This window comes from Streptomyces chilikensis (assembly GCF_001642695.1).
Classification (GTDB): domain Bacteria; phylum Actinomycetota; class Actinomycetes; order Streptomycetales; family Streptomycetaceae; genus Streptomyces; species Streptomyces chilikensis.
Map to the genome: position 1 here is coordinate 45,677 of NZ_LWCC02000159.1, position 26,835 is coordinate 72,511.

Below are 26,835 nucleotides of genomic sequence, written 5' to 3' on the forward strand. Positions count from 1 at the left end.
GGACCGGACCCCGATGACGTCTTCGAAGCGAAACCGCGCCGAGGCCCTGCCCGAGGACCTCAGGGAGGCCCTGCGCCGCCGGCTGGCCGGCCGCGCCGCGGCCGCGCCCGGGACCGCCGCCCGGCAGGACATCCCGCGCGCCGACCGCACCCGCCCGCTGCCGCTGTCCTTCGCCCAGCAGCGCCTGTGGTTCCTGGACCGCCTGCGCCCCGGCGACGCCCGCTACAACAGCGCCGTCGCACTGCGGCTCACCGGAGCGCTCGACCAGGGCGCCCTCGGCCGCGCCCTGGACCTGGTGGCGGCCCGCCACGAGGCGCTGCGCACCACCTTCGACGAGGGACCGGACGGCCGCCCCGTGCAGCGGGTCCACGAGCCCGCCCCCGTCCCGCTGCCGGTGCGCGAGGTGACCCCGGAACGCACGCGGGACGCGCTGCTCGCCGAGTACGCCCGCCCCTTCGACCTGCGCACCGGCCCGCTGCTGCGCGCGCTGCTGCTCCGCGAGGCCGACGACGCGCACGTCCTGCTGCTGACGGCCCACCACATCGTCACCGACGGATGGTCGACGGGCGTGGTGCTGGAGGAACTCTGCACCGCCTACGACGCCCTGGCCCACGGCGAGCCGGCCGACCTGCCGCCGGTGGCCACCCAGTACCCGGACTTCGCGGTGTGGCAGCGCGAGCGGCTGTCCGGCGACCGCCTGGAACGCGAACTGGCCCACTGGGCGGACAGACTGCGCGGCGCCGTGCCGCCCGCCCTGCCCCTGGACCGGCCGCGCCGCGGCGAGGAGTCCGGGGCGGGCGCCGTGCACTCCTTCACCGTCCCCGCCGACGTCACCGCCCGGCTGCGCGCCCTCGCCGCTGAGCAGCACACCACCCTGTTCACCGCCCTGACCGCCGCCTGCCAGGCACTGCTGGCCCGCTGGTCCGGGCAGGACGACATCACCGTGGGCTCCCTCACCCCGGGCCGCTCCCGCACCGACCTGGAACGCACCGTCGGCTTCTTCGCCTCCACCGTCGTGCTGCGCACCCCGGTGGAGACCTCCGGCTCCTTCCGCGACCTGCTGGCGGCGGCCGCCGACACCGTCAACGACGCCTTCGCGCACGGCGACACGCCGTTCGAGCGGCTCGTGGAGGCCGTCGGCGCCCCCCGTGAAGCGGGCCGCAACCCGCTGTTCGACGTGATGGTCCTGCTGCACCCGGCCCCGCCCACGGCCCCCGCGCTCCGCGGCCTCACCACCGCCCCGGTCGCCGTGCCCCGGCAGGCCGCCACCTTCGACCTCAGCGTCGAGTTCGTGCCCGACGGGGAGGCGCTGACCGGCCTGCTGGAGTACCGCACCGACCTGATCGACGCGGACACCGCCCGCCGGGCGGCCGACCAGCTCGGGCGCCTGCTCGCGGGCGCCGCCGCCGCACCCGACCGCCCCCTCGGCACGCTCCCGCTGCTCTCCGAGGCCCAGGTGCGCCAGGTCACCCAGGACTGGAACGACACCGCCCGCCCCGTCCCCGCCGCGCTCCTGCCCCAGCTCCTCGAGGAGCGGGCCGCCCGCACCCCGCACGCCACCGCCCTCGTCGCCGGCGGCGAACGCCTGGACCACGCCACCCTCGACGCCCGCGCCGAACGGCTCGCGCGCCACCTCGCCGCCCGCGGCGCCGGACCCGAGCGGCTGGTCGCCCTGCGCCTGCCGCGCACCGCCGACATGATCGTCGCGATCCTCGCCGCGTGGAAGGCGGGCGCCGGCTACCTCCCCCTCGACCCGGCGCTGCCCGAGGAACGCGTCCGGTACCTCCTCGACGACGCCCGGCCCGCCCTGGTCCTCGACGAGGCGGCGGTGCGCGCCGCCCTGGAGGACGCCACCGGACCCGCGGACACCGGCCGGCGCGCCCTCCCCGACCCCGACCACACCGCCTACGTCATCTACACCTCCGGCTCCACCGGCCGCCCCAAGGGCGTCGCCGTGGCCCACCGCTCGGTGGCGAACCTGCTCGCCGCGCACCGCGAGGGCTTCGTCGCCGAGGCCGGCGGCGGACCGCTGAACGTGGCGCTCACCGCGTCGTTCTCCTTCGACACCTCCCTCGAGGGCGTGCTGCTGATGGCCGACGGCCACCCGCTGCACCTCGTCGACGGGACGACCCGCCTGGACCCGGCGGCCCTGGTGGAGTACGTCGTCGAGCACCGCGTCGACTTCCTCGACGTGACCCCGTCCTACCTGCGCCAGCTGCTGCCCGCCGGGCTGCTCACCGACGCCCGCCACCGCCCGCGGGTGCTGATGATCGGCGGCGAGGCCGTCGGCGCCGGCCTGTGGCGCGAACTCGCGGCGCACCGGGACGTCGCCGCGTACAACTTCTACGGCCCCACCGAGTGCACCGTCGACGCCCTCTCCTGCCGGATCGAGGGCGACGGCCGCCCCCTGGTCGGCCGCCCGCTGCCCAACGTGCGGGCCTACGTCCTCGACGACCGGCTGCGGCCGGTGCCGCCCGGCGTCGGCGGCGAACTGTACCTGGCGGGCGAGCAGGTGGCCCGCGGCTACGCGGGCCGTCCCGGACTGACCGCCGCCCGCTTCGTCGCCGACCCGTTCGGCCCGCCCGGCACCCGCATGTACCGCACCGGCGACCTGGCCCGCTGGACCGCCGACGGCCGCGTCGACCACCTCGGCCGCGCCGACGACCAGGTGAAGGTGCGCGGCCACCGCATCGAGCCCGGCGAGATCGAGGCCGCCCTGCTCGACCTGCCGGAGCTGACCGCCGCCGCGGTCGTCGCCGCGGCCGACGAGCGCGGTCACACCCGGCTCGCCGCCTACGTCGTCCCCGCCGAGACCGCCCCCGCCCCCGCCGGGTCCGCGCTCCGCGACGCCCTGCGCCGGGTCCTGCCCGAGCACATGGTCCCCTCGTCCTTCACCGTCCTCGACGCGCTGCCGCTGACCACCAGCGGCAAGCTGGACAAGCGCGCCCTGCCCGCCCCGGACCCCGCCGCCGGACGGAGCGAACGGGAGCACGTCGCCCCGCGCACCCCCGCCGAACGGACCCTGGCCGGGATCTGGGCCGAGGTGCTGGGCGTGCCCCGGGTGGGCGTCACCGACAACTTCTTCGAGCTGGGCGGCGACTCCATCCTCAGCATCCAGGTCGTCTCCCGCGCCCGCGCCGCCGGCCTGCACCTGTCGTCGCAGGACGTCTTCCGCCACCAGACCGTCGCCGGCCTCGCCACCGCCGCGGCCGCCGGGAGCACGCCGGCCGCCCCGGCCCCCCGGGCGCCGCACCCGGCCGGGCCGGCCCCGCTGACCCCCGTGCAGGAGTGGTTCCTCGCCACCCACGGCCCGCTGCGCCACTTCAGCATGTCGGTCCTCCTCGACCTGCCGCACGACCTCGACGAGGAGGCCCTGGAGCGGGCGGTGGAAGCGGTGGCCGCGCGCCACCCGGCCCTGCGCACCCGGTTCGCCCGCGACGGCGGCGCCTGGCGGCAGCACCCCGGGGAGGGCCCGGCCACCGGACTCCTCACCCGCCACGACCTGTCCGCCGCCGCCGACCCGGAGGCCGCCCGCGAGGAGGCCGCCGGCGCCGCCCGCGCCGCCCTCGACCCGCAGACCGGCGCCCTCTTCCGCGCGGCCCTGCTGCTGCCCGCCGCCACCGGGGAACGCCCGCAGCTCTTCCTGACCGCCCATCACCTGGCCGTCGACGGCGTCTCCTGGCGCGTCCTGCTCGCCGCCGTCGAGCGGGCCTACCGGCAGGCGGCCGGCGGCGAACCGGTCCGCCTGGAACCGGAGGCCACGCCCTTCGCCGCCTGGGCCGCGCACCTGTCCGCACGGGTACGGGCCGGCGACCTGGACGCCGACCTGCCGTACTGGACGGCCGAGGCCGCCGGGAAGCGCACCCCGCTGCCCGTGGACCGGCCGGGCACCCCGCGGGCCGGGTCGGTGCGCACCGTACGCGCGCGCGTGGACCGGGCCACCACCGAGGCGCTGCTGCGCCGGGTGCCCGGCGTCTACCGCACCCAGGTCAACGACGTCCTGCTCAGCGCCCTCGGCCGGGTCCTCGCCGACTGGGCGGGCGCCGAGCACGTCACCGTCGCGCTGGAGGGCCACGGCCGCGAGGAGATCGGCGAGCCGCTGGACCTCTCGGGCACGGTGGGCTGGTTCACCTCCCAGTACCCGGTGACCCTCACCCCGGCCGGGCCGGCCGGCGCGCCCGACTGGGGCGCCACCCTGAAGGCGGTGAAGGAACGGCTGCGCGCCGTGCCCCGGCGCGGCCTGAGCCACGAGGCGCTCGCCCGCCTCGGCTCGCCCGACCCCGCCGCCCGCGTCCTGCGCGAGATCCCGCTGCCGGAGGTGTCCTTCACCTACCACGGCCAGTGGGAGACCCCCGGTTCGGGCGACTTCGCCCAGACCCGGCAGGCGCCCGGCCGGGAGATCGCGGCCGACGAGCCGCTGGACCACCTCCTCGACGTCTCCGCCGCCGTCACCGACGGCACCCTGGAGATCACCTGGCACTACAGCGAAGAGGTCCACGAGGAACGGACCGTGCGGCGCCTCGCGGACGGCATGACGGCGGCGCTGGCCGCGATCGCCGGGCACTGCGCCCGCCCGGACGCCGGCGGCCGCACCCCGTCCGACTTCCCGCTGGCCCGCCTCGACCAGGCCGGCGTGGACCGGCTGGCCGGCGACGGACGCGGCGTCGAGGACATCCTGCCGCTGACGCCGCTGCAGGAGGGCATGCTCTTCCACCGCCTGGTCGGCGGCCCCGACGACGTCTACGTGGACCAGGCGTCCCTGCTGCTGCGGGGGGTGGCCGACCCGCGGGCCTTCGCGCTCGCCTGGCAGCGGGTGACCGACCGCACGCCGGCGCTGCGCACCTCGGTGGTGTGGGAGGACGTGCCCGTCCCGCTGCAGGTCGTGCACCGGCACGTCACCGTTCCGGTCACCCACCTGGACTGGCGGCACGGGGAAGGCGCCGGGGGCCCGGGGGAGGACCCCGGCGGACTCGCCGAGCGGCTGCGGCGACTGGGCGAGGAGGACCTGGCCCGCGGCATCGACCTCACCGCCGCGCCCCTGATGCGCCTCACCCTCGTCCGGCTGCCCGACGCCGAACTGCGGCTGCTGTGGACCTCCCACCACCTGATCCTGGACGGCTGGAGCCTGGCACAGGTGCTCACCGAGGTGTGCGAGGAGTACGCCGCCCTGGTCTCCGGCGGCGAGAGCCGGCCGCCGGTCCGCCGCCCCTTCGGGGACTACGTGCGCCTGCTCGCCGAACAGGACACCGAGGCCGCCCGCGGACACTGGCGCGACGTCCTCGCCGGATTCGCCACGCCGACACCGCTGCCCGCCGACCGCGCACCGGACCGCACCCACCAGGCCCGGTCGGCGGCCGTGCACACCACCGGCCTGACCGAGGCCGTCTCCGAACGGCTGACCCGCACCGCCAGGGAGGCCGGGCTCACCCTGAGCACCGTCGTCCAGGGCGCCTGGGCGCTGCTGCTCGCCCGGTACGCCGCCCAGGACGACGTGGTGTTCGGCACCACCGTCTCCGGCCGCCCCGACGACCTGCCCGGCGCCGAGTCCATGGTGGGCATGTTCATCAACACCCTGCCCACCCGGGTCCGGGTGGACCTCCGCAGGCCGGCCGCCGACTGGCTGCGCGACCTCCAGCAGGAGCAGGCCGAGGCCCGCCGGCACGCCGCCGTGTCCCTCGCCGAGCTGACCGCGCTGAGCGACGTGCCGCCGGGCAGCCCGCTGTTCCACAGCATGGTCGCCTTCGAGAACTACCCGTTCGACGAGGCCCGCACCGCCGTGTCCGGCGTGCGCCTGGCCGAGGTGGCCTCCCGCGACGCCACCAACTACCCGCTGGTGCTGCGCGCCTTCCAGGGCGGACGGATCGGCTTCGACCTGGCCTACGACCCCGGCCTGTTCGACGCCGCGACCGTCCGCGCGCTGGCCGACCGGCTCCGCCTGCTGCTGACGGGGATCGCCGACGCGCCCGGCAGCCCGCTGCGCGCGCTGCCCTGGACGACACCGCAGGAGCGGCGGAGCCTGGTCGCCGGGACGGACGGCACCGCCCACGGCCGTCCCACCGAGACCCTGGTGGACCTCTTCGAGGCCCAGGCCGCCCGCACCCCCGCCGCCCCCGCCGTCACCTGGCGGGGCGAGCACCTGGACTACGCCGGCCTCGACGCCCGCGCGGGCCGCCTCGCCCACCGCCTCGCCGAGGCCGGGGCCCGCCCGGAACGCTACGTCGCGCTCGCCCTGCCCCGGGGCGTCGACCAGGTCGTGGCGATCCTCGCCGTGCTGAAGACCGGCGCCGCCTACCTGCCCGTCGACCCCCAGGTGCCCGACGAGCGGCTGACCGGCATCCTGGACGACGCGCGCCCCGTCGCGCTGGTGACCACCACCCAGGTCGCGCCGCGGGTCCGGAACGCCGGGGTCCCCGTCCTGCCCCTGGACGACCCGGACACCGCCGCCGACCTCGCCGGCCGCCCCGCCGCCGGCCCCGGCGACCCGGCCCTGCGGCCGCTGCCGGAACACCCCGCCTACGCCATCTACACCTCCGGTTCCACCGGCCGGCCCAAGGGCGTCGTCGTGCCGCACGCCAACGTGGTGCGCCTGTTCACCCGGACCGCGCACCGGTTCGGCTTCGACGGGAACGACGTGTGGACGCTGTTCCACTCCTACGCCTTCGACTTCTCGGTGTGGGAGCTGTGGGGCGCGCTGCTGCACGGCGGCCGGCTCGTGGTCGTCCCCGACGACGTCGCCCGCTCCCCGGAGGACTTCCTGCGGCTCCTCGCCGACGAGCGGGTCACCGTCCTCAACCAGACGCCGTCCGCGTTCCGCCCGTTGATCCGCGCCGACGCCGAGCACCCGGACACCGGGGACCGGCTCGCCCTGCGCACCGTGATCTTCGGCGGCGAGGCGCTCGACGTGGCGCCGCTCGCCCGCTGGTACGACCGGCACCCGCACGACGCGCCGCGCCTGGTGAACATGTACGGCATCACCGAGACCACCGTGCACGTCACCTACGCCCCGCTGGACGGCACCGAGCCCGCCGGCGGCGCCGCCAGCCCCATCGGCACCGGCATCGAGGACCTGCGGGTGTACGTCCTCGACGACGCCCTGGCACCCGTGCCGCCGGGCGCCGTCGGCGAGATGTACGTGGCGGGGGAGGGCCTGGCCCGGGGCTACCTCGACCGGCCCGGGCTGACCGCGACCCGCTTCCCCGCCGACCCGTACGGGCCTGCGGGCACCCGGATGTACCGCACCGGCGACCGGGCCCGCCTGCGGGCCGACGGCACCCTGGAGTACCTGGGCCGCGCCGACCAGCAGGTCAAGATCCGCGGCTACCGCATCGAACCGGGCGAGATCGAGGCGGCCCTGCACACCCACCCCGGGATCGGCGACGCCGCCGTCGAGGTCCACGAGGACGCCACCGGCACGCGGCGGCTCGTCGCGTACGTGGTGCCCGCCGGCGACGCGGGCGGCCCGGCCGCGCCGTCCGCCGCCGAACTCCGCGCCCACCTCGAGCGGTCGCTGCCGTCCTACATGGTGCCCGCGGCCTACGTGCCGCTGCCCGCCCTGCCCCTGACGGTCAACGGCAAGCTCGACCGGCGCGCCCTGCCCGCGCCCGGCCCCGACGGCTTCGCCGCCCGCGGCGACCGGGTCGCGCCGCGTACCCCCGCCGAACGCCTCGTCGCCGCCGCCTGGGCGGACGTCCTCACCGTCGAGGAGGTCGGCGCCGAGGACGACTTCTTCACCCTCGGCGGGGACTCCCTGCTCGCCGTGCGCGTCACCGCACGGCTGCGCGCGGCCTTCGGCGCGGACGTGTCCCCCCGCCTGCTGTTCACCCATCCCACGGTCGCCGCGCTGGCGGCCGCGCTCGGGGACCCGGCGGACGGCTCGCCCGACCTCATACCGGCCGCCGGCCCGGACACCCCGGCGCCGCTGTCGTACGCCCAGCAACGCCTGTGGTTCCTCGACCGGTTCGAGCCGGGATCCACCGACTACACCACGCTGTCCGTGCTGCGGCTGCGCGGCCCGCTCGACGAGAAGGCCCTGCGCACCGCCCTGGACGGCCTGGTGGCCCGGCACGAGGCCCTGCGCACCACCTTCGCCGAGCGGGACGGCGCCGCCCGGCAGGTGGTGAACCCGCCGTCCCCCGTGGACCTGCGGACCGACGACCTGACCGGCGAGGACGAGCAGGCCCTGGACGCGCTGCTGCGGTCCGAGGCCGCCACCCCCTTCGACCTCGAGGCCGGCCCGCTGCTGCGCGCCCGCCTCGTCCGGCCGGCCGCCGACGAGCACGTGCTGGTCCTCGCCGTCCACCACATCGTCACCGACGGCTGGTCCGTCGCCGTCCTCGGCCGCGACCTGAGCGAGCTGTACACGGCGGCCCTCGAGCACCGTGCTCCTGTCCTGCCCGAACTGCCGGTCACCTACCGCGACTTCGCCGCCTGGCAGCGCACCCGTACCGACCGGGCCGAGGAGGACCTCGCCCACTGGCGGCGGGTCCTGGAGGGACTGACGCCGCTGGAGCCGCCCACCGACCGGCCCCGGCCCGCCGTCCGCACCCGCGAGGGCGCCCTCCTCACCTTCGAGCTGCCGGCCGCGCTCACCGGCCGCCTGCGCGAGACGGCCCGCACCGCCGACGCCACCCTGTACATGGCGCTGCTGACCGCCTGCCAGATCCTCCTGGCCCGCTGGACGGAGCAGGAGGACGTCGCCGTCGGCACCGTCACCGCGGGGCGCGAGAGGCCCGAACTGCACGACGTCGTCGGCATGTTCGTCAACACCCTGGTGCTGCGCGCCCGGGTGCGGCCCGACCTGTCGTTCCGGCAGCTGCTGGAGCGGGCGCGCGAGACCGTGCTGGACGCGTTCGCGCACCAGGAGGTGCCCTTCGAACAGCTGGTGGACGCCCTCCAGCCGGAACGCGACACCAGCCGCACCCCGCTCTTCCAGGTCCTGGTCGCGCTGCACAACCTGGGCGCCGAGGTCCCCGCGCTGCCCGGCCTGGACGTCGAACCGCTGACGCCGCCCGTCCGGCACGCCACCTTCGACCTGGCCTTCGACTTCGTCGAGCACGACGGCGGCGTCACCTGCCACCTGGAGTACAGCACCGGCCTGTTCGACGAGGACACCGCCCGCCGCCTCGCCACCCGGCTCCGGCTGATCGTCGAGGCGGCCGTGGAGGGCCCGGAGCGGCCGGCCGGCGAACTGCCGCTGCTCACCGAGGCCGAGCGGCACCAGGTCCTGCACACCTGGCAGGGCGCCCCGCTGCCCCTGCCGGAGACCACCTTCACCGGCCTGTTCGAGGCACAGGCCGCCCGCACCCCGCACGACACCGCCCTCGTGGCCCGCGACACCACCCTGGACTTCGCCGCCCTCAACACCCGCGCCAACCGGCTCGCCCACCACCTCATCGGTCTCGGAGCGGGTCCGGAGGACGTGGTCGCCGTCCGCCTGCCGCGCACCGGCGACCTGATGGTCGCGCTGTTCGCGGTGCTGAAGGCGGGCGCCGCCCTGCAGTTCCTCGACCCGGACCTGCCCGCCGAGCGCGCCGCCGCCCTGCTGGAGGACACCGGGGCACGGACGGTGCTCACCCCGGACGCCCTGCGCGCCGTTCCCTGGGACCGGCTGCCCGGCCACGACCCCACCGACGCCGACCGCCGCCGGCCGCTCGAACCGGGCCACACCGCCTACGTCATCCACACCTCCGGCTCCACCGGCCGGCCCAAGGGCGTCGCCGTCGAACACCGCCACCTGGTCAACCTCTGCCTCGACCACCGCGACAACCTCCTCGCCCCGCACACCGGCGACGGACGCCGGCTGCGCGCCGCGCTCAGCGCCTCCTTCTCCTTCGACACCTCGTGGGAAGGCCCGCTGCTGCTCGCCCTCGGCCACGAGGTGCACCTCGTCGACGAGGACACCCGGCTGGACCCGGAGGCCTTCCGCGCGCGGATCGACGAGCACCGCCTGGACCTCGTCAACGTCACGCCGTCCTTCCTGCGCGAACTCCTCGCCGCCGGCCTCCTCGACCCCGGCCACCACCACCCGCGCCTGCTCCTCGTCGGCGGCGAGGCCGTCGACGGCGCCACCTGGCGCCGGCTGTGCGCGGCGGCCGGCCTGGGCGTGACGGCGTACAACGTGTACGGGCCGACCGAGACCACCGTCGACGCGGTCTACGGCCGCTGCGCCGACAGCCCCGACCGGCCGGTCATCGGCCGCCCCGGCCGCAACCTGCGCGCCCACGTCCTCGACGGAGCCCTGCGCCCGGTGCCGCCCGGCGTCCCCGGCGAGCTGTACCTGGCCGGACCCCAGGTCGCCCGCGGATACGTGGGGCGGCCCGGCCTGACCGCCGCCCGGTTCCTGCCCGACCCGTTCGGCCGGACGCCGGGGGAGCGGATGTACCGCACCGGGGACCGCGTCCGGTGGGACGCCCAGGGGCGGCTGGAGTTCCTCGGCCGCGTGGACGAGCAGGTCAAGATCCGCGGGTTCCGCATCGAACCCGGCGAGGTGGAGGCCGCGCTGCTCACCCACCCGGACGTCGCCGACGCGGCCGTGGCCGCCCGCGACCACGCGGGCCGCACCATGCTCGTCGCCTACCTGGTGCCCGCGGCGGACCGCGTCCCGCCCTCCGACGAACTGCGGGTACGGCTGCGGCGCACCCTGCCGGACCACATGGTGCCCACCGCGTTCGTGCCGCTCGAGCGCATCCCGCGCACCAGCGGCGGCAAGACCGACCGGCGCGCGCTGCCCGCCCCGCCCGCGCAGCCCGACAGCACCACCCCGTGGGTGGCGCCGCGCGCCGGCACCGAGGAACGCCTGGCGGAGATCTGGAAGGACGTCCTCGGCGTCGAACGGGTCGGCGCCCAGGACAACTTCTTCTCCCTGGGCGGGGACTCGATCCTCAGCATCCAGATCGTCGCCCGCGCCCGCCAGGCCGGCCTCGCCCTCACCACCAAGGACGTCTTCCGCCACCAGACGGTCGCCGAACTCGCCCTGCGCGTCACCGGGTCCGCGGCCCCGGCGGCCGTCGAGGAGGCGCCCGCCGAGGCGCCGCTCACCCCCATCCAGCACTGGTACCTCGACGGCCGCCGCCCCGGCGACCCGCTGCTCTTCACCATGACCCAGCGCCTGGCCCTCGCCCCGGACACGGACCCCGAGGCGCTCCGGCAGGCCGTCGAGGCACTCGTGCGCCACCACCCCGCCCTGCGCACCCGGTTCCGGGACACGCCGGCCGGCCGGCGCCAGGAGGTCCTGCCGGAGGCCCCGCACGAGGTGTTCACCCACCACGCCGCGCCGTCCGGGGAGGAGGAGGTCCAGCGCCTGGTGGACGCGGCCCGGGCCTCCCTGGACCCGGCCGAGGGACGGGTCGTGCGGGCCCTGTTCCTCGACGGCGACCCCCGGCAGCTCGTCCTGACCGTCCACCACCTGGCGATCGACGGCGTCTCCTGGCGCATCCTGCTCTCCGACCTGGAGACCGCCCACCGCGCCGCCGCGGCCGGCCGGCCGGCCGGACTCCCCGCGGCCGGCACGGCGTACACCACCTGGGCGACCCGGCTGGAGCAGCACACCCGCTCCGGCGCGTTCGACGCCGACCTGGAGCACTGGACGGCGGCCGGCCGCGCCCCGGCCGGCCTGCCGGCCGGCCACGACGGCCCCAACACCCACGGCGCCGCCGCCACCCTCACCGTGACCCTGGGGCGCGAGGAGACCGACGCGCTGCTGCGCCGGGTTCCCGACGCCTACCGCACGCAGGTCAACGACGTGCTGCTGAGCGCCCTGGGCCGCACCCTGGCCCGCTGGTGCGGACGCGACACCGTCCTGGTCGGCGTCGAGGGCCACGGCCGCGAGGACCTGTTCGAGGACGTGGACCTGTCGCGCACCGTCGGCTGGTTCACCGCCGAGTTCCCGCTCGCGCTGACCGTCGCCCCCGACGCGGGCTGGCACGACACGCTGCGCTCGGTCAAGGAACAACTGCGCGCCGTGCCGCGGCACGGGCTGAGCCACGGCGCACTGCGCCACCTCGTGCCCGGCTCCCCGCTCGCCGACGCCCCCCGCCCGCAGGTCGGCTTCAACTACCACGGGCAGTGGGACGCGGGCGGCGGGGCCGGCGACGGACTGCTGCGGGGCGCGCTGCCCCCGGTGGGCCGGGACACCGACCCGCGGGAGGAGCGCCCCTACCTGCTGGACGTCACCGGAGTCGTCCAGGACGGCCGGCTCGAACTCGGCTGGACCTACCCGCCCGCCGTCTACGACGAAGCCGTCGTGCGCCGCCTCGCCGAGGAGACCCGCACCGCGCTGCGGGAGATCGTCGCGCACTGCGCCCGCCCGGACGCCGGCGGCCGCACGCCCTCCGACTTCCCGCTCGCGGGCCTCGGCCAGGAGCAGCTGGACCGCCTCGTCGGCGACGGCCGGCACGTGGCCGACGTGCTGCCGCTGACCCCGCTGCAGTCCGGCATGCTCTTCCACGGGCTGGTCGACACCGCGGACGCCTACGCCGACCGCGTCGCGGTACGGCTCTCCGGCGTCGCGGACCCGCACGCGTTCGCCGAGGCCTGGCAGCGGATGTGCGACCGCACCCCCGCCCTGCGCACCAGCGTCCACTGGCAGGGCCTGCCGCACCCGGTCCAGGTCGTCCACCGCACCGTGGAACTGCCCGTCACCCACCTCGACCTGCGCGGCCTGACGCCGCGGGAGCTGGCCGAGGCCACCGGGCGGATCCTCGCCGAGGACCGCGCGGCCGGCCTGGACGTCACCCGCGCCCCGCTCACCCGCCTCACCCTGGCCGCCCTGCCCGGCGACCAGGTGCTGCTCGTGTGGTCCACCCACCACATCGCCCTCGACGGCTGGAGCACCGGGCAGCTGCTCACCGAGGTGTGCGAGCTGTACGCCGCCCGCACCGGCGGCCGGCCCGCCGTGCCCCCGGTCCGCAGGCCGTTCGCGGAGTACCTGCGCTGGCTGGCCGAGCGGGAGGAGGGCGACGCCGCCGCGGCCGAACGGTACTGGGCCGGCGTCCTCGCCGGCTTCACCGGACGCACCCCGCTGCCGTACGACCGCGTACCCGCCGAGGCGCACCGCGCCCGCTCCGCCGCGACCGTCCGCAACACGCTGGACGAACCGGTCTCCCTGCGGCTGCGGGAGGCGGCGGCGCGCGCCGGGCTCACCGTCAACACCGTCGTCCAGGGCGCCTGGGCGCTGCTGCTGGCGCGCACCGGCGGACGGCGGGACGTGGTGTTCGGCACCACCGTCTCCGGACGTCCGGCCGAACTGCCCGGCGTCGAGACGATGATCGGCATGTTCATCAACACCGTGCCCAGCCGGGTGCGGGTGCCGTCCGGGAGCGTGCGGGAGTGGCTGCACGGCGTGCAGGAGGACCAGGCCGAGGCGCGCCGCCACGACTTCCTCGCCCTGCCCCGCATCCAGGCCGCCGCCGGGGGACCGGCCGGCGAGCCGCTGTTCGACAGCATGGTGGTCTTCGAGAACTACCCCGTCGACGAGACCGCCACCGCCCGCACCGGCGTGGGCGTCGAGGAGGTGCGCACCGACGACGCCACCTCCTTCCCGCTGTGCCTGCGCGCCCACCTCGGCGACCGGCTCGGCCTCGACCTGGACTACGACCCCGCCCTGTTCGACGCCCCGACCGTGGAGCACGCGGCGGCCCGGCTGGCCGTCCTGGTCACCGCGCTCGCCGACGCGCTCGCCGGCGAAGGGGGCGGCGACGCGACGGTGGACGACCTGGAGCTGCTGACCGCCGAGGACCGGCGGACGCTGGCCCGGTGGAACACCACCGCCCGCAGCGTCCCGCCGGGCAGCCCCGTCGGCCTCTTCGCCGAACAGGCCCGGCGCACCCCCGACGCGGTCGCGGTCCACGACGGCGACCGGAGGATCACCTACCGCCGTCTCGACGCCTGGTCCGACCGCCTGGCCGCCCGCCTCCTGCGGGACGGGACGCGCCCGGAGGACCGCGTCGCCCTCCTCATGGAACGCGGCGCCGAACTCGTCGTCGCCCAGCTCGCGGTGCTCAAGGCGGGCGGCGCCTACGTCCCGGTGGACGCCCGCGCCCCCGAGGAGCGGCGCCGGACGCTGCTGGAGCAGGCGGGCGCGACGGTGCGGCTCACCGCCCAGGACGTGACCGCCTGCGCCGGGGACCCCGAGGGGACACCGGCCGGGACGACGGGCGCGACGGCGTCCGGGACGCCGGACGGGTCCTTCCCGCCCGCCGACCCCGACCGCCTCGCCTACGTCATGTTCACCTCCGGCTCCACCGGCCGGCCCAAGGCGGTCGCCGTGCGGCACCGGGACGTGGCGTCGCTCGCCACCGACAGCCGGTTCGGCGACGGCGTGTGCGCCCGGGTGCTGCTGCACTCGCCGGTGGCGTTCGACGCGGCCACCTTCGAGGTGTGGGCGCCGCTGCTGACCGGCGGGACCGTGGTCGTCGCACCCGGCGACACCGTCGACGCCGCCCTGGTGCGACGGCTGGCCGGAGCGGGGGACGAGGGCGGCCTGACCGCCCTGTGGCTGACCGCCGGCCTGTTCCGCCTGCTCGCCCAGGACGCGCCGGACTGCTTCGCCGGACTGCGCCAGGTGTGGACCGGCGGCGACGTGGTCCCCGCGGCGGCCGTGCGCCGGGTCCTGGCCGCCTGCCCGGGCCTGACCGTCGTCGACGGCTACGGGCCCACCGAGACCACCACCTTCGCCACCTCCCACGCGCTCGCCGACGCCTCCTCCGTCCCCGGCACCGTGCCGGTCGGACACCCCCTGGACGACAAGCGCGTGCACATCCTCGACCACCGGATGCGCCCCGTCCCGCCGGGCTGCGCCGGCGAGCTGTACATCGCGGGCGAGGGCGTCGCCCGCGGCTACCTCGGCCGCCCCGGCGACACCGCCGCCCGCTTCCTCGCCGACCCCTGCGGCCCGCCCGGCGCCCGCGTGTACCGCACCGGCGACCTCGCCCGGCGGCGCCCCGACGGCACGGTCGAGTTCCTCGGCCGCGCCGACGACCAGGTGAAGATCCGCGGCTTCCGCGTCGAACCCGGCGAGGTGGAGGCGGCCCTCGCCGCCCACCCGGGCGTCGCGGACGTCGCGGTGGTGGCCCGCCAGGACGGCCCCGGCTCCAAGCGGCTGGTGGCGTACGTCGTCGGCGAGGCCGGCCGGAACCCGGACGCCCTGCTGGAACACGCCCGGCACACCCTGCCCGACTACCTGGTGCCCTCCGCGGTCGTCCCGCTCCCGGCGCTCCCGCTCAGCGGCAACGGCAAGGTGGACCGGGCGGCGCTCCCCGCCCCGGCGGCCGACGCCGGGCGACCGGACCGGGCGCCCGTCGAGCCCCGCACCGAGGCGGAACGCCGCGCCGTGGAGGTCTTCGCCGAGGTGCTGGGCGGTGAACGGCCCGGCGCCGAGGACGACTTCTTCCTGCTGGGCGGCGACTCCATCCTCAGCATCCGCCTGGCCTCACGCCTCGCCGAGGCCTTCGGCGCGGACGTCTCACCACGCGCCGTGTTCGACCACCCGACCCCGGCCGCGCTCGCCGCCCTGCTCACCGGGCCCGGCGCGGCGCCGGCACGGACCGCCCTGACCCCGGTGCCGCGCGACACGGCGACCCCGATGTCGTACGCGCAGCAACGCCTGTGGTTCCTCGAGGAGTTCGCGCCCGGCAACGCCGAGTACGTCACCGCGCTCGCGCTGCGCCTGCGCGGCGTCCTGGACACCGCCGCCCTCACCCGGGCACTGCGGGCCGTCGTCGCCCGGCACGAGTCGCTGCGCACCACCTTCGACTCCGCCGACGGCCACGGCGTGCAGATCGTGCACCCGCCGCAGGACGTCCCGCTGCCGCTGCACGACCTGTCCGGCCTGCCCGGGCCCGACCGCGCGGCCCGGCTCCAGGAACTCCTCACGGCCGAACGCACCCGCCCCTTCGACCTGCGCAACGGGCCGCTGCTGCGTCCCGCGCTGGTGCGGCTGTCCGGCGACGAGCACGTCCTGGCCCTCGTGACGCACCACATCGTCACCGACGGCTGGTCCACCGCGGTCCTCACCGGCGACCTGTTCCACCTCTACCGGGCCGAGACCGGCACGGCCGCCGGCGAACTGCCCGCGCTGCCCGTGCAGTACGCCGACTACGCCCACTGGCAGCGCACCGTCGCCGACGGCGCCGCCGGCGAGCACCTCGCGTACTGGAAGGAACGCCTGGCGGACCTCGAACCGGTCGGCCTGCCCACCGACCGGCCGCGCCCGCCGGTGCGCGACGCCGGCGGAGCCACCACCCGCCTGGTGCTGCCGCCGCACACCGCCCGCCGGCTGGCCCGGGCCGGGCAGGAGCGCGGCGCCACCCTGTTCACCACCCTGGTCGCCGCCACCCAGGCCTACCTGGCCCGGCTGACCGGCGGGCAGGACATCGCCGTGGGCACCGTCACCTCGGGCCGCGACCTGCCCGAGACGCAGGGCCTGGTCGGCTTCTTCGTCAACACCCTCGTCCTGCGCTCCGAGGTCCGCCCCGAGCAGCCCTTCACGGAGTTCCTCTCCGGCGTCCGGCAGACCGTGCTCGACGCGTTCACCCACCAGGACGTGCCCTTCGAGCGGGTGGTGGACGAGGTGCGCCCGGAACGCGACACCAGCCGCACCCCCCTCTTCCAGGTGATGGTCGTCCTGCAGAACACCCCGGCCGCCGAACTCGACGTGCCGGGCCTGGAGGTCACCGACGCCGAGACCGAGCTGCGGCACGCGGCGTTCGACCTCACCTGGGAGTTCGCCGAGACCGACGACGGCGCCCTGCACGGCCTGCTCACCTACAGCACCGCGCTGTTCGACGACACCACCGCCGCACGCATGGCCGCGCAGCTCACCACGCTGCTGACCGCCCTCGCCGACGACCCGCACCGGCCCCTGGGAGCCCTGCCGCTCACCACCGACTCGGAACTCGCGTCCCTGCTCGAGCAGGGACGCGGCACCGCCCGCCCGGTGGCGGAGGCCACCCTGCCCGAGCTGTTCGAACGGCAGGCGGCCCGCACCCCGGACGCCGTCGCCCTGGCCGAGGGCGGCCGCGAGTGGACGTACGCGGAGACCGACCGGGCCGCCAACCGGCTCGCCCACCGGCTCATCGGCCTCGGGGTCGGCCCCGAGACGGTGGTGGCCCTGCGGCTGCCGCGCGGCGCGGCGGCGGTCGTCGCCCAGCTCGCCGTCACCAAGGCGGGCGGCGCCTTCCTCCCCGTCGACCCGGACTATCCCGAGGAACGCCGCGCGTTCATGATCCGCGACACGGGCGCCGCCCTGGTCCTGGACGACCCCGCCCAGGTGTGGGCCGTCGGCGGACCGGACACCGCGCCCACCGACGCGGACCGCGCCGCCCCGCTCACCACCGCGCACCCCGCGTACGTCATCTACACCTCGGGCTCCACCGGCACCCCCAAGGGGGTCGTCGTCACCCACACGGGCCTGGCCGCGTTCGCCGCGGCCGCCGCCGACCGCTACGCGGCGGGCCCCGGCGACCGGGTGCTGCAGTTCGCCTCGCCCAGCTTCGACGCCTCCGTCCTGGAACTGTGCGTCTCCCTGCTCTCCGGCGCCACCCTGGTGGCCGGCGAGGAGGGCCCGCTGGTCGGCGAACGGCTGGCCGAGGTGCTCGCCGGGCGCCGCATCAGCCACACGCTGATCCCCCCGGCCGCCCTCGCCACCGTCCCCGAGGGGACCGAGGCCGCGCTGCCCGCGCTGCGCACCCTGATCGTCGGCGCCGAGGCCTGCCCGGCCGACCTGGTCGAGAGGTGGGCCCCCGGCCGCCGGATGATCAACTCGTACGGCCCCACCGAGGCCACCGTGGTCGCCACCTGGACCGGCCCGCTCACCCCCGCCGCGGGCGCGCCGCCCATCGGCGGCCCGGCCGGCGCGACCCGCGTGCACGTCCTCGACGCCGCCCTGCGTCCCGTGCCGCCGGGCGTGCTGGGGGAGCTGTACATCGCGGGCCCGGGCCTGGCCCGCGGCTACCTGGGCCGGCCCGGCCTGACCGCGGCCCGCTTCCTGCCCGACCCGTTCGGCGCGCCGGGGGACCGGATGTACCGCACCGGCGACCTGGTGCGCCGGGACGCCGGCGGACAGCTGCTGTTCGCCGGCCGCGCCGACCACCAGGTCAAGCTCCGCGGCTACCGCATCGAACCGGGCGAGATCGAGGCCGCCCTGCGGCGCGGCGGCCGGGTGCGCGACGCGGCCGTCGTCGTACGCGACGACGGGACCACCGGCACCGCGCGGCTGGTGGCCTACGTCGTCCCCGCCGGCACGGACGACCGGCACCCCGACGCGGAGACGTCCGGCCTGCGCGAGGAACTGGCCCGGCACCTGCCGCCGCACATGGTGCCCTCGGTGTTCGTCACGCTCGAGCGGCTGCCGCTCACCCCGAGCGGCAAACTGGACCGGCGCGCCCTCCCCGCCCCCGGCCCCGTGCCCGCCCCCGGCGGACCGCGCACCGCCCCCCGCACGGAGACCGAGCGGCGCGTCGCCCGGGTCTGGGCCGAGGTCCTCGGAGTGCCGGAGGTCGGCGCCGACGACAACTTCTTCCACCTGGGAGGCGACTCGATCCTCAGCATGCAGGTGGTGTCCCGGCTGCGCCGCGAGGGGCTGCACCTGGCCACCCGCGACCTGTTCGCCCACCAGACCGTCGCCGAACTGGCCGCCGTCGCCGGCACCGGGCCGCAGCGCGCCGACGACGGCCCGGTCAGCGGCGAGGTGCCCCTCACCCCCATCCAGCAGTGGTTCCTGACCACCCCGCGCGCCGCGCACCACCACTTCAACCAGTCCCTCCTCCTGGAACTCGAGGGCGCCCCCGACCCGGCGGCCCTCGAGACCGCCCTCCTCGCCCTGCTCCACCACCACGACGCGCTGCGCATGCGCTTCACCCGGGACGCCGACGGCTGGCGCCAGTTCAACCCGCCGCCGGCCGGGCGGCAGGACGTCCTGGTCCACCACGACCTGACGGGCCTGCCCCCGGAGAGGGCCCACGCCGTCATGGAGGAGGCCGCCGACGCGCTCCACGCCGGCTTCGACCTGGAGCACGGCCCGCTGCTGGGCGCCGGGCTGTTCACCGGCGGACCGGAGCGCCCCGCCTTCCTCCTGCTGGTGGCCCACCACCTCGTGGTGGACGCCGTGTCCTGGCGGATCCTGCGCGACGACCTGGAGGCCGCCTACCGCCAGGCGGTGCGCGGCGGACCGGTCGAGCTGGGGGAGCGCACCACCTCCTACCGGGACTGGGCCCGCGGGCTCGCCGCCCACGTGGCGCAGGGCGCGCTGGACCACGAACTGCCGCACTGGGAGGAGGCGGTGACCGCCGACCCGCTGCCCGGCCCGGCGCTCCCCGACGCGGGCGAGGCCCGCATGCTCCTCGTCGAACTCGACGAGGAGGACACCGAGGCCCTGCTGCGGTCCGCGCCCACCGCCTACCGCACCCGCGTCAACGACGTCCTGCTCGCCGCCCTCGCCCTCGCCCTGGCCCGGTGGACCGGCGGGAAGCGGGTCCGCCTCGACCTGGAGGGCCACGGCCGCGAGGACCTGCTCGAGGGGGTCGACCTGTCGCGCACCGTCGGCTGGTTCACCACCGTCCACCCGGTCGCCCTGAACGTCGACGCGCCCGACGACCTCGGCCCCGGCCGTGACTGGCGCGCCCTGGTGAAGTCGGTGCGCCGCCAGCTGCGCGCCGTGCCCGGCAACGGCATCGGCTTCGGCGCCCTGCGCGCCTACGGCCCGCCCGAGGTGCGCGAACGGCTCGGCGGCGAGGCGGCGCTCGGCCAGGTCGTCTTCAACTACCTCGGCCAGCTGGACGCCCGGCCCGCCGGCGACGAGGCCCCGGGCACCGGGCTGATCCGCGCCGAGCACGGCAGCCTCGGCCAGGACCACGACCCCCGCGACGGAGGTTCCCACCTGCTCGAGGTGAACGGCGCCGTCCGGCACGGCCGCCTCACCTTCACCTGGAACCACCGCCCCGCCGTCCACGACACGGAGACGGTCCGGCGCGTCGCCACGGAGTTCGCCGAGGCGCTCCGGCACATCGCGCGCCACGCACGGGGGGAGAACTGAGGATGGGCGCCGCCCGGGCACGCTGCCCGCCCCGGCCGGGGACGCCACGGACCCGGCACACCGCCGCGACAGCGGCCCGCAAGGACACCGCACCGACAACGGAAGGCAGAGAGATGGACGAGAACACCCGCTACCAGGTGCTGCGCAACGACGAGGACCAGTACTCGCTGTGGCCGGCCGACATCGAGGTGCCCGCCGGCTGGCAGCCCGTCGGCAAGGAGGGCACCGAGGCCGAGTGCACCGCCTACGTCGACGAGGTCTGGACCGACATGCGCCCGCGCAGCCTGCGCGAGCGGATGGAGAACGCCGGGTCCTGACCCGGCGCCGCACCCGGGGGCGCGGAGGCACGGTGCCCCGCCCCATGCCTCCGCGCCCCGGCACGCCGCCCCACGCCTCCGCGCCCGGCCCCCCACCCGTCGCGCCGTCGCTCCGTCACCGCACCGACCGGGAGACCGTGATGAAGACACCTGTTCTGTACACCGAACGGCTGGAGTTCCGGCCCTACCGACCCGTCGACGAGGACGCCTTCGTCGGCCTCCTGCGCGACGAGGAGGTCTGCCGCTGGATGGGCCAGGAGCGGGTGCCGGAGGCGGACATCCGCGTCCTGTTCCGCGCCATCCTCACCGACGTCTACCCGCAGCACCTGTTCGACGTGTGGGGCCTGTGGCACGAGGGCGCCTACGTCGGCCACGCGGAGGTGAAGAAGACCGGCAACGTCGACGGCCACGAACTCGTGGCCGCCCTCGCCCCCGCCCACTGGGGCAAGGGCCTGGGCACCGAGGCCGTCCGCGGCCTGATCCGGCACGCCGCCGACAACCTCGGGCTGACGGAGGTCTACGGCATGGTCGGCGCCCGGAACACCGCCAGCATCGAGATGAGCCGCAAGCTGGGCTTCCGCCCGGTGCGCGACGTCGTGGCCGAGGACGGCACCGTGACGCGGATGCTCGTGCTCCCCTTGACCGGGTCCGCCTGATGGGGAGGACCGACGCGCGGGCCGAACCGCGCAGCCCCTGGTTCCGGCGCCACGGCGCCGGACGCCCCCGGCTGCGGCTGGTGTGCTTCCCGCACGCCGGGGGAACCGCGACGGCGTACGCCGCCTGGCGGGACCGGCTGCCCGAGGGCGTGGAGATGCTGGCGGTCCAGTACCCGGGCCGGCAGGACCGCCTCGCCGAACCGTGCGCGACCTCCATGGCCGCCCTGGCCGACGCGGTCACGGCCGCCCTCACGCCCCACCTCGACCTGCCCGTCGCCCTGTTCGGGCACAGCATGGGCAGCGCCGTCGCCTACGAGGTGGCGCTCCGCCTGCGGCGCACGGCCGGCGCGGAGACCGTCGCGCTCCTGGTGTCCGGACGGCGCGCCCCCCACCTCGGCAGCCGCGTGCCGGCCCGGCTCGACGACGCGGGACTGCTGGAGTCGGTCAGGCGCCTTTCGAGCCCCGACGCGTGGGCGTACGAGCACCCCGACCTGCGCGAGGTGCTCATGCCGTCCCTGCGGGGCGACCACCGGCTCCTCGACGCCTACCGCCCGGACCCGCCGGCCGAGCGGCTGCGGGTCCCGGTCACCGCCTACGGCGGCGACCGCGACCCCGTCTGCCCGGTGACCGACCTGGACACCTGGGCGGAGGTCACCGACGCCGGTCACGAGACGGTGGTCCTGCCCGGCGGGCACTTCTTCCCGCGCGAGCAGCAGGCCGTGCTGCTGGACCACGTCGCCTCCCGGCTCGCCCCGCACCTCGGACCGCCGTGACCGGGCGCCGCGGGTTTCCCCGGATGACACCGCCCGACGGAAGCCGAGGAACCCCATGCCGTCCACCCCGGACACCGCGACGCCCCCCTCCCGGCCGCTGCGCAAGCTCGGCTTCCTGACCATCGGCCTGTTCGACGAGGCCGACCCGCGCCCCGGCCACGAGGCCACGCTGGAGCTGATCGAGCTCGGTGAACGCCTCGGCCTGGACAGCGCCTGGCTGCGCCACCGTCACCTGCAGCACGGCATCTCCTCGCCGGTGGCGGTCCTGGCCGCCGCCACCCAGCGCACCCGGCGCATCGCGCTGGGCACCGCCGTCACCCCGCTCGGCTGGGAGAACCCGCTGCGCCTCGCCGAGGACCTCGCCACCGTGGACGTCCTGTCGGGCGGCCGCCTCAACCCCGGCGTCAGCGTCGGCCCGCCGGTCCACTGGGAGGACGTCAAGGACTCGCTCTACCCGGACACCGCGGACGCCGAGGACTTCGGGTACGGGCGGGTGAGCCGCCTGCTCGACCTGGTCGCCGGCGGGCCGGCGTCCCGCTTCAGCGGCACCCAGGGCATCGAGGTCTTCTCCGACCGGGTGCAGCCCCGTTCCCCCGGCCTGCGCGACCGCCTCTGGTACGGCGGCGGCAGCCTGCGTTCCGCGCGCTGGGCGGGGGAGCAGGGCATGAACCTCCTGACCAGCAGCGTCGTCAAGGCCGAGGACCCCGACGACGACGCCCCGGACTTCGACGCCGTCCAGCTCTCCCACATCCGCGCCTTCCGCGCCGCCCACCCGCTCGGTGAGGCGGCCCGCGTCTCGCACGGGCTGGTGGTCGTCCCGACCGACGGCGCGTCACCGGCCCAGCGGGCGAGGTACGAGGAGTACGCCCGGCAACGGCTGCCCCGCACCCGCTCCCCCCAGGGCCCGGCGCGGCTGCTGTTCGCCCCCGACCTGGTCGGCCCCAGCGAGGAACTCGCCGAACGCCTCACCTCGCTCGCCTCGTTCCGGGAGGTCGACGAGGTGGCCTTCGCCCTGCCGTTCACGTTCGCCAAGGAGGACCACGAACAGATCCTCACCGACTTCGCCACCCGCCTGGGCCCCCTCCTCGGCTGGCGCCCGGCCGGCTGAACGGCACGACGCCGAGGACTTCGGCCCGCCGGTCCCGGCGGGACGGTCCCGGCGGGACGGTCCTGACCGCCGCGGGGGTCCTCGCGGGGGCCGGGCGGCTGGACGTCGTGGCCGTGGCGGCGCTTCCCCGCCGGCGGGCGCGGAAGCGGTGGGCCCTCCGCCCCGCCCGCGTCAGTCGAAGAACGAAGGGTCCGGCGAGGGCGTGCGGCCGGCGAGGACCTCCTGGAGCCGCTGGGTGCCCTGCTGGACCGCGGACCTGGTGGTGCTCTCCTCGGCGCCGTCCAGGCCGCCCTGGGTGAGGGTGATCGCGTTGGCGCCGACCTGGACCACCGCCACCGTCAGGGTGAGGGTCGCCGGTTCGCCGACGCCGGTGCCCCGCGCCGTCACGGTGAGTCCCTGCCGGGCGTCACCCACGCCGGGCAGCGACGTCTCCACCACCTCGACGGTCCGCTCCCCGTCGTCGCCGGTCAGGGTGAAGCTGTCGCAGCTCTGCGGCAGCGACCGCAGCCACCGCATCGACGCGTCGAGACCGGACTTCTCGTAGGCGGCGACCTGGTAGAGCAGCCGGGAGTCGCCCTCCTCGAACCCGGTGAGCGCCGAGGCGCCGGAAGGAGGGCCCAGCAGCGTCTCGGCGAAGAGGGCGTCGGCCAGGCGCTGGCAGTCGGAGACGTCCGACCGGCCCGTCAGGAACTGGGCCGCGTCGACGTCGCCGAGCAGCAGGCGGTTCCGCCAGGACCGCGCGGTCCCGGGATCGACCTGGGTCCAGGCGTCCTCGATGTCGGCATCGGTGATCAGTGCCTGGCGCGCGCCCTCCTCGGTGAGCCTTGGGGAGGGGGAGGGGGAGGGGGAGGGGGAGGGGGAGCCGGGCGTGGTGGCCGCGGCGGCGGGGCGCTCGGCCGGTCCGGCACCGGTGCGCGACCCGGACCCCGTTCCTCCCTCCTCCGCGGAACAGGCCGCGGTGGCGAACAGGGCCCCGGCCGCCACCGCGGCGGCGAGGAGACGGGCCGGGCGAACGGCCGGACGGGGGGTGGTCACCAGTGCCTCCTGAGGACGGAAGAAAACGACGGCCCGGCGCCTGGCGCTCCGGGCGGCTCCCTCTGCGCTTCCACCGCACCACCGACCGGCGGCGACGACCAGCGCAGCACCGTCGGACGGGTGACGGGGCGTCTGCGGCGGCACCCCGTCAGGACGCCGCGGTCGCCTGCGCGATGTCGGCGTGGAGATGGGACATCAGCTCACCCATCCCGGCGACCTCGGGGGAATCCGGGGCCGCGCCCCGGGCGACGCCCCCCAGCCAGTCGGTCGTGGCCAGGGCGAGCCGCGTGGCGTCCTGCGCGCGGCGCTCCCCGAGCAGCTCCTCCACCCGGTGGGCGATGGCGGAGAGCGTCGCCTCGTCGGTGTCCGGCGGCAGGACGTCCCTCAGCTCGGCCGGCAACGGCGAGCGGCCGCGGTGGGCGCGCACCGAGTCGACGACGGCGCCGTTCTCGCCGAAGTGGTCCAGGTTCTCCGTCAGGACGACGAGCCGGGCCGTCAGGCGGGGCAGACCGGGATGGCCGTCCAGCCACTCCATCAGCCGGCGGTTCCCGCCCAGGCGGTCGTTCACCTGGCTCAGCAGCTCCTCGGCGCGCGGCGACAGCGACCAGCGCAGGGGGAGGAGCGCGGCGACCTCCTCCGCCAGCCGCGCCTCGTCCTCGGGCCCCAGCGTCCCGGCGGTGAAACCCTCGACCTTGTCCTCGTCCAGCCCGAACCCGTCAGGGCCCGCACCGCCGCCGGGGGCGTCCGGCGCGCCCGGCCGGCGGTGCCTCGGTCTCCCGGTGATCCTGCTGAGCGGCTTGTCGTGCATCGGTCCTCCAGCCGGCCCGCGACGTGCGCTTCCCGGGCGGCGGACGCGGGCCCCGGGCCCTCCTCGCGGGACCGTCGCCGCACGTGGCCGCCGCCGACGCAGCCCCACTGTGCCCTCCCCCGCGAAGCTCCGCACGCCGGGTGGGGCAGGCGGGCGACCGGGGGGAGGCCGGCTCCGCCGGTCAGCCCCGCGCCCCGGCTCCCGGGGGCGGTCCGCCGCCCCGCAGGGCCCGCCGGTTTCCGGCGCAAGGAGCAGCGTCCCGGCGACATCCCGCTGGTCACGACCGGCGTGGCCCTCCGTGGTCCGGCCGGCTCGCCCGGACGCGCCGGCGGTGGGCCCGCGGGGCGTCTCAGTGCGAGAGCGCGTCCTCGGCGGTGCCGAAGAAGCTGGTGACCAGCATGTCGTCGACCGTGACGGGGCCGTCGCCGACCGGCAGCGTGGCGGGCGTCTCGGCAGCGGTGAGGGCGACCTCCACCTTGTCGGCGCTCCTGCCGCCCGCGTCGTCCCCGCGCGAGAACCGGATCCCGGCGTACGAACGCCCGCCGGGGTCCACGATCCGGTCCGTGCCCTCCGGGCCCACGCGCCCGGCGGCGCCGTCGAGGCCCGGGACGGTGATCACCAGCTCGTTCACCGGCAGCAGACAGGGGGCGCCGCCCTTGTTCACCGCGGTCAGCAGCGCGTGGTGGGCGGGCTCGGAGGCGACGGTGACGGTCCATGCCATGTCCTTCGTCTCGCACATGCCCACGCCCCCGTCCTGGCCGTCGTCGGAACCGGCCTCCGGCGGCGGCGGGGTGCCGCCGCCGTCCGGGGAACCCCCGGCGGTGCCGCCGCCGTCACCCGGGCCGGCCGTCGAAGGCGTGGCGGAGGGCTTGCCCGTGCCCGCGGAGGACGGGGCCGCCGACGTGGCGGGGGCGGCCGTGTCCTTCCCGGTGCCGCCGCCGCACGCGGTCAGCGCGAGGGCGCCGAGCGAGAGGGCGGCCAGTGCGGCGGCGGTGCGGCGTGGACGAACTGCGTGGACCATGGGAATCCCCCCGGGTGTCTGCCTGTACCGGTGAGGGTGCCCCACCGCAGCGGCCCCGGTGCCCGCCCGTACCGGTCCGGAGCCGTTCACGGGCACGTTCGTGACACGGACACGACGGTTGTGACCCGGCGGTGCCCGGCACGCCCCGGCACCGGGTCACAGGTGCTGCCAGTCGGGCTTGCCGGCGAAGACGTGACGGTAGTACCCCGCCAGCGTGAGCTTCGAGGCGGCCGCCTCGTCGGCCACCACCGTGGCGTGCGGGTGCAGTTGGAGCGCGGAGGCGGGGCACCGGGCGGCGAGCGGCCCCTCGACGGCCGCCGCCAGGGCGTCCGCCTTGTTCGGGCCGGTGGCGAGCAGCACCACGTGGCGCGCCTCCAGGATCGTGCCGATGCCCTGGGTGATCACATGGCGCGGTACCCGGCCGGGGTCCCCGCCGAAGTAGCGCGCGTTGTCGCCGCGGGTCCGCTCGGTGAGCGTCTTGATGCGGGTGCGGGAGGCGAGCGAGGAGCCGGGCTCGTTGAACCCGATGTGGCCGTCGCTCCCGATGCCGAGCAGCTGGAGGTCCACCCCGCCGGCGGTCGCGAGCGCCCGCTCGTACTCCCGGCACGCCGCCGCCACGTCCGGCGCCGTGCTGTCCGGGCCCAGGAACGCCTCCGGGCCCAGTCCGAGCGGCGCCAGCACCTCCCGCTCCAGCACCGAGCGGTACGACTCGGGGTGCCCGGCGGGCAGCCCGACGTACTCGTCGAGCTGGGCGACCCGGACCCGGGAGAGGTCCGCCCCGCCCGCGGCCGCCGTCGCCGCCAGGGCTTGGTAGACGGGCAGCGGGGTGGAGCCGGTGGCCACCCCGAGCAAGGCGTCGGGCCTGTGCCCGAGCAGCCGGACGACGGCCTCGGCGACGAGCCGGCCGCCCGCCTCGGCGTCCGGGACGATGACGACTTCCATGGTGGACCTGCCGATCAGTCAGGAGGGTCCGGCGAGGGGAGGGCCGGACCCGGGGAACGGGGGTGGAGGCGGGCGGACGCGCCGGAGGGCCGGCCGGGCGCCGCGGGAGCGGGCGCCCGGCCGGTGCGCGCGGGGTGCGGCGGGCC

Annotated in this window: 9 protein-coding genes; 5 read left to right on the forward strand and 4 right to left on the reverse strand. The window is 76.9% G+C overall.

Annotated elements, in window-relative coordinates; genetic code table 11:
- The first annotated feature begins 13 nt into the window (after nt 1-13).
- The 5 genes from A2U95_RS30000 to A2U95_RS30020 all read left to right on the forward strand — a co-directional run bounded on the left by A2U95_RS30000 (nt 14) and on the right by A2U95_RS30020 (nt 22,883).
- A complete protein-coding gene (locus A2U95_RS30000; protein WP_166028834.1) occupies nt 14-20,029 on the forward strand; it encodes a non-ribosomal peptide synthase/polyketide synthase in 20,016 nt (6,671 codons plus the stop codon).
- 113 nt (nt 20,030-20,142) lie between these two features.
- Nucleotides 20,143-20,346, forward strand: coding sequence for an MbtH family protein (locus A2U95_RS30005; RefSeq protein ID WP_166028836.1), 204 nt, complete (start codon nt 20,143-20,145; stop codon nt 20,344-20,346).
- A gap of 140 nt (nt 20,347-20,486) precedes the next feature.
- Nucleotides 20,487-21,002 carry a GNAT family N-acetyltransferase gene (locus tag A2U95_RS30010; protein ID WP_206283123.1) on the forward strand — a complete coding sequence of 172 codons (516 nt, stop codon included), beginning with the start codon at nt 20,487-20,489 and terminating at the stop codon, nt 21,000-21,002.
- Nucleotides 21,002-21,775 carry a thioesterase II family protein gene (locus tag A2U95_RS30015; RefSeq protein ID WP_166028840.1) on the forward strand — a complete coding sequence of 258 codons (774 nt, stop codon included), beginning with the start codon at nt 21,002-21,004 and terminating at the stop codon, nt 21,773-21,775. Before A2U95_RS30010 ends, A2U95_RS30015 begins: the two co-directional genes overlap by 1 nt.
- A 55-nt stretch (nt 21,776-21,830) precedes the next feature.
- Nucleotides 21,831-22,883: an LLM class flavin-dependent oxidoreductase gene (locus A2U95_RS30020; protein ID WP_166028842.1), complete on the forward strand. Its 1,053-nt coding sequence runs from the start codon at nt 21,831-21,833 to the stop codon at nt 22,881-22,883.
- A gap of 171 nt (nt 22,884-23,054) precedes the next feature.
- Here the strand turns inward: A2U95_RS30020 and A2U95_RS30025 are convergent, their stop codons facing one another.
- The 4 genes from A2U95_RS30025 to nagB all read right to left on the reverse strand — a co-directional run bounded on the left by A2U95_RS30025 (nt 23,055) and on the right by nagB (nt 26,689).
- The gene (locus A2U95_RS30025; protein WP_166028845.1) at nt 23,055-23,918 is read right to left on the reverse strand and encodes a hypothetical protein; all 864 of its coding nucleotides are present in this window, start codon (nt 23,916-23,918) and stop codon (nt 23,055-23,057) included.
- Nucleotides 23,919-24,066: 148 nt separating this feature from the next.
- The gene (locus tag A2U95_RS30030) at nt 24,067-24,726 is read right to left on the reverse strand and encodes a hypothetical protein (protein ID WP_166028846.1); all 660 of its coding nucleotides are present in this window, start codon (nt 24,724-24,726) and stop codon (nt 24,067-24,069) included.
- A gap of 349 nt (nt 24,727-25,075) precedes the next feature.
- Nucleotides 25,076-25,747, reverse strand: a complete 672-nt coding sequence (locus A2U95_RS30035; protein ID WP_166028847.1) for a DUF4232 domain-containing protein — start codon at nt 25,745-25,747, stop codon at nt 25,076-25,078.
- A 156-nt stretch (nt 25,748-25,903) separates the two neighbouring features.
- Nucleotides 25,904-26,689: a glucosamine-6-phosphate deaminase gene (gene nagB / locus A2U95_RS30040; RefSeq protein WP_166028849.1), complete on the reverse strand. Its 786-nt coding sequence runs from the start codon at nt 26,687-26,689 to the stop codon at nt 25,904-25,906.
- Nucleotides 26,690-26,835 lie beyond the last annotated feature (146 nt).

Coding starts and splice junctions, on each gene's coding strand:
- A2U95_RS30000 (WP_166028834.1), top strand. CDS start 14: ATGACGTCTTCGAAGCGAAACCGCGCCGAGGCCCTGCCCGAGGACCTC.
- A2U95_RS30005 (WP_166028836.1), top strand. CDS start 20,143: ATGGACGAGAACACCCGCTACCAGGTGCTGCGCAACGACGAGGACCAG.
- A2U95_RS30010 (WP_206283123.1), top strand. CDS start 20,487: ATGAAGACACCTGTTCTGTACACCGAACGGCTGGAGTTCCGGCCCTAC.
- A2U95_RS30015 (WP_166028840.1), top strand. CDS start 21,002: ATGGGGAGGACCGACGCGCGGGCCGAACCGCGCAGCCCCTGGTTCCGG.
- A2U95_RS30020 (WP_166028842.1), top strand. CDS start 21,831: ATGCCGTCCACCCCGGACACCGCGACGCCCCCCTCCCGGCCGCTGCGC.
- A2U95_RS30030 (WP_166028846.1), bottom strand. CDS start 24,726: ATGCACGACAAGCCGCTCAGCAGGATCACCGGGAGACCGAGGCACCGC.
- A2U95_RS30035 (WP_166028847.1), bottom strand. CDS start 25,747: ATGGTCCACGCAGTTCGTCCACGCCGCACCGCCGCCGCACTGGCCGCC.
- nagB (WP_166028849.1), bottom strand. CDS start 26,689: ATGGAAGTCGTCATCGTCCCGGACGCCGAGGCGGGCGGCCGGCTCGTC.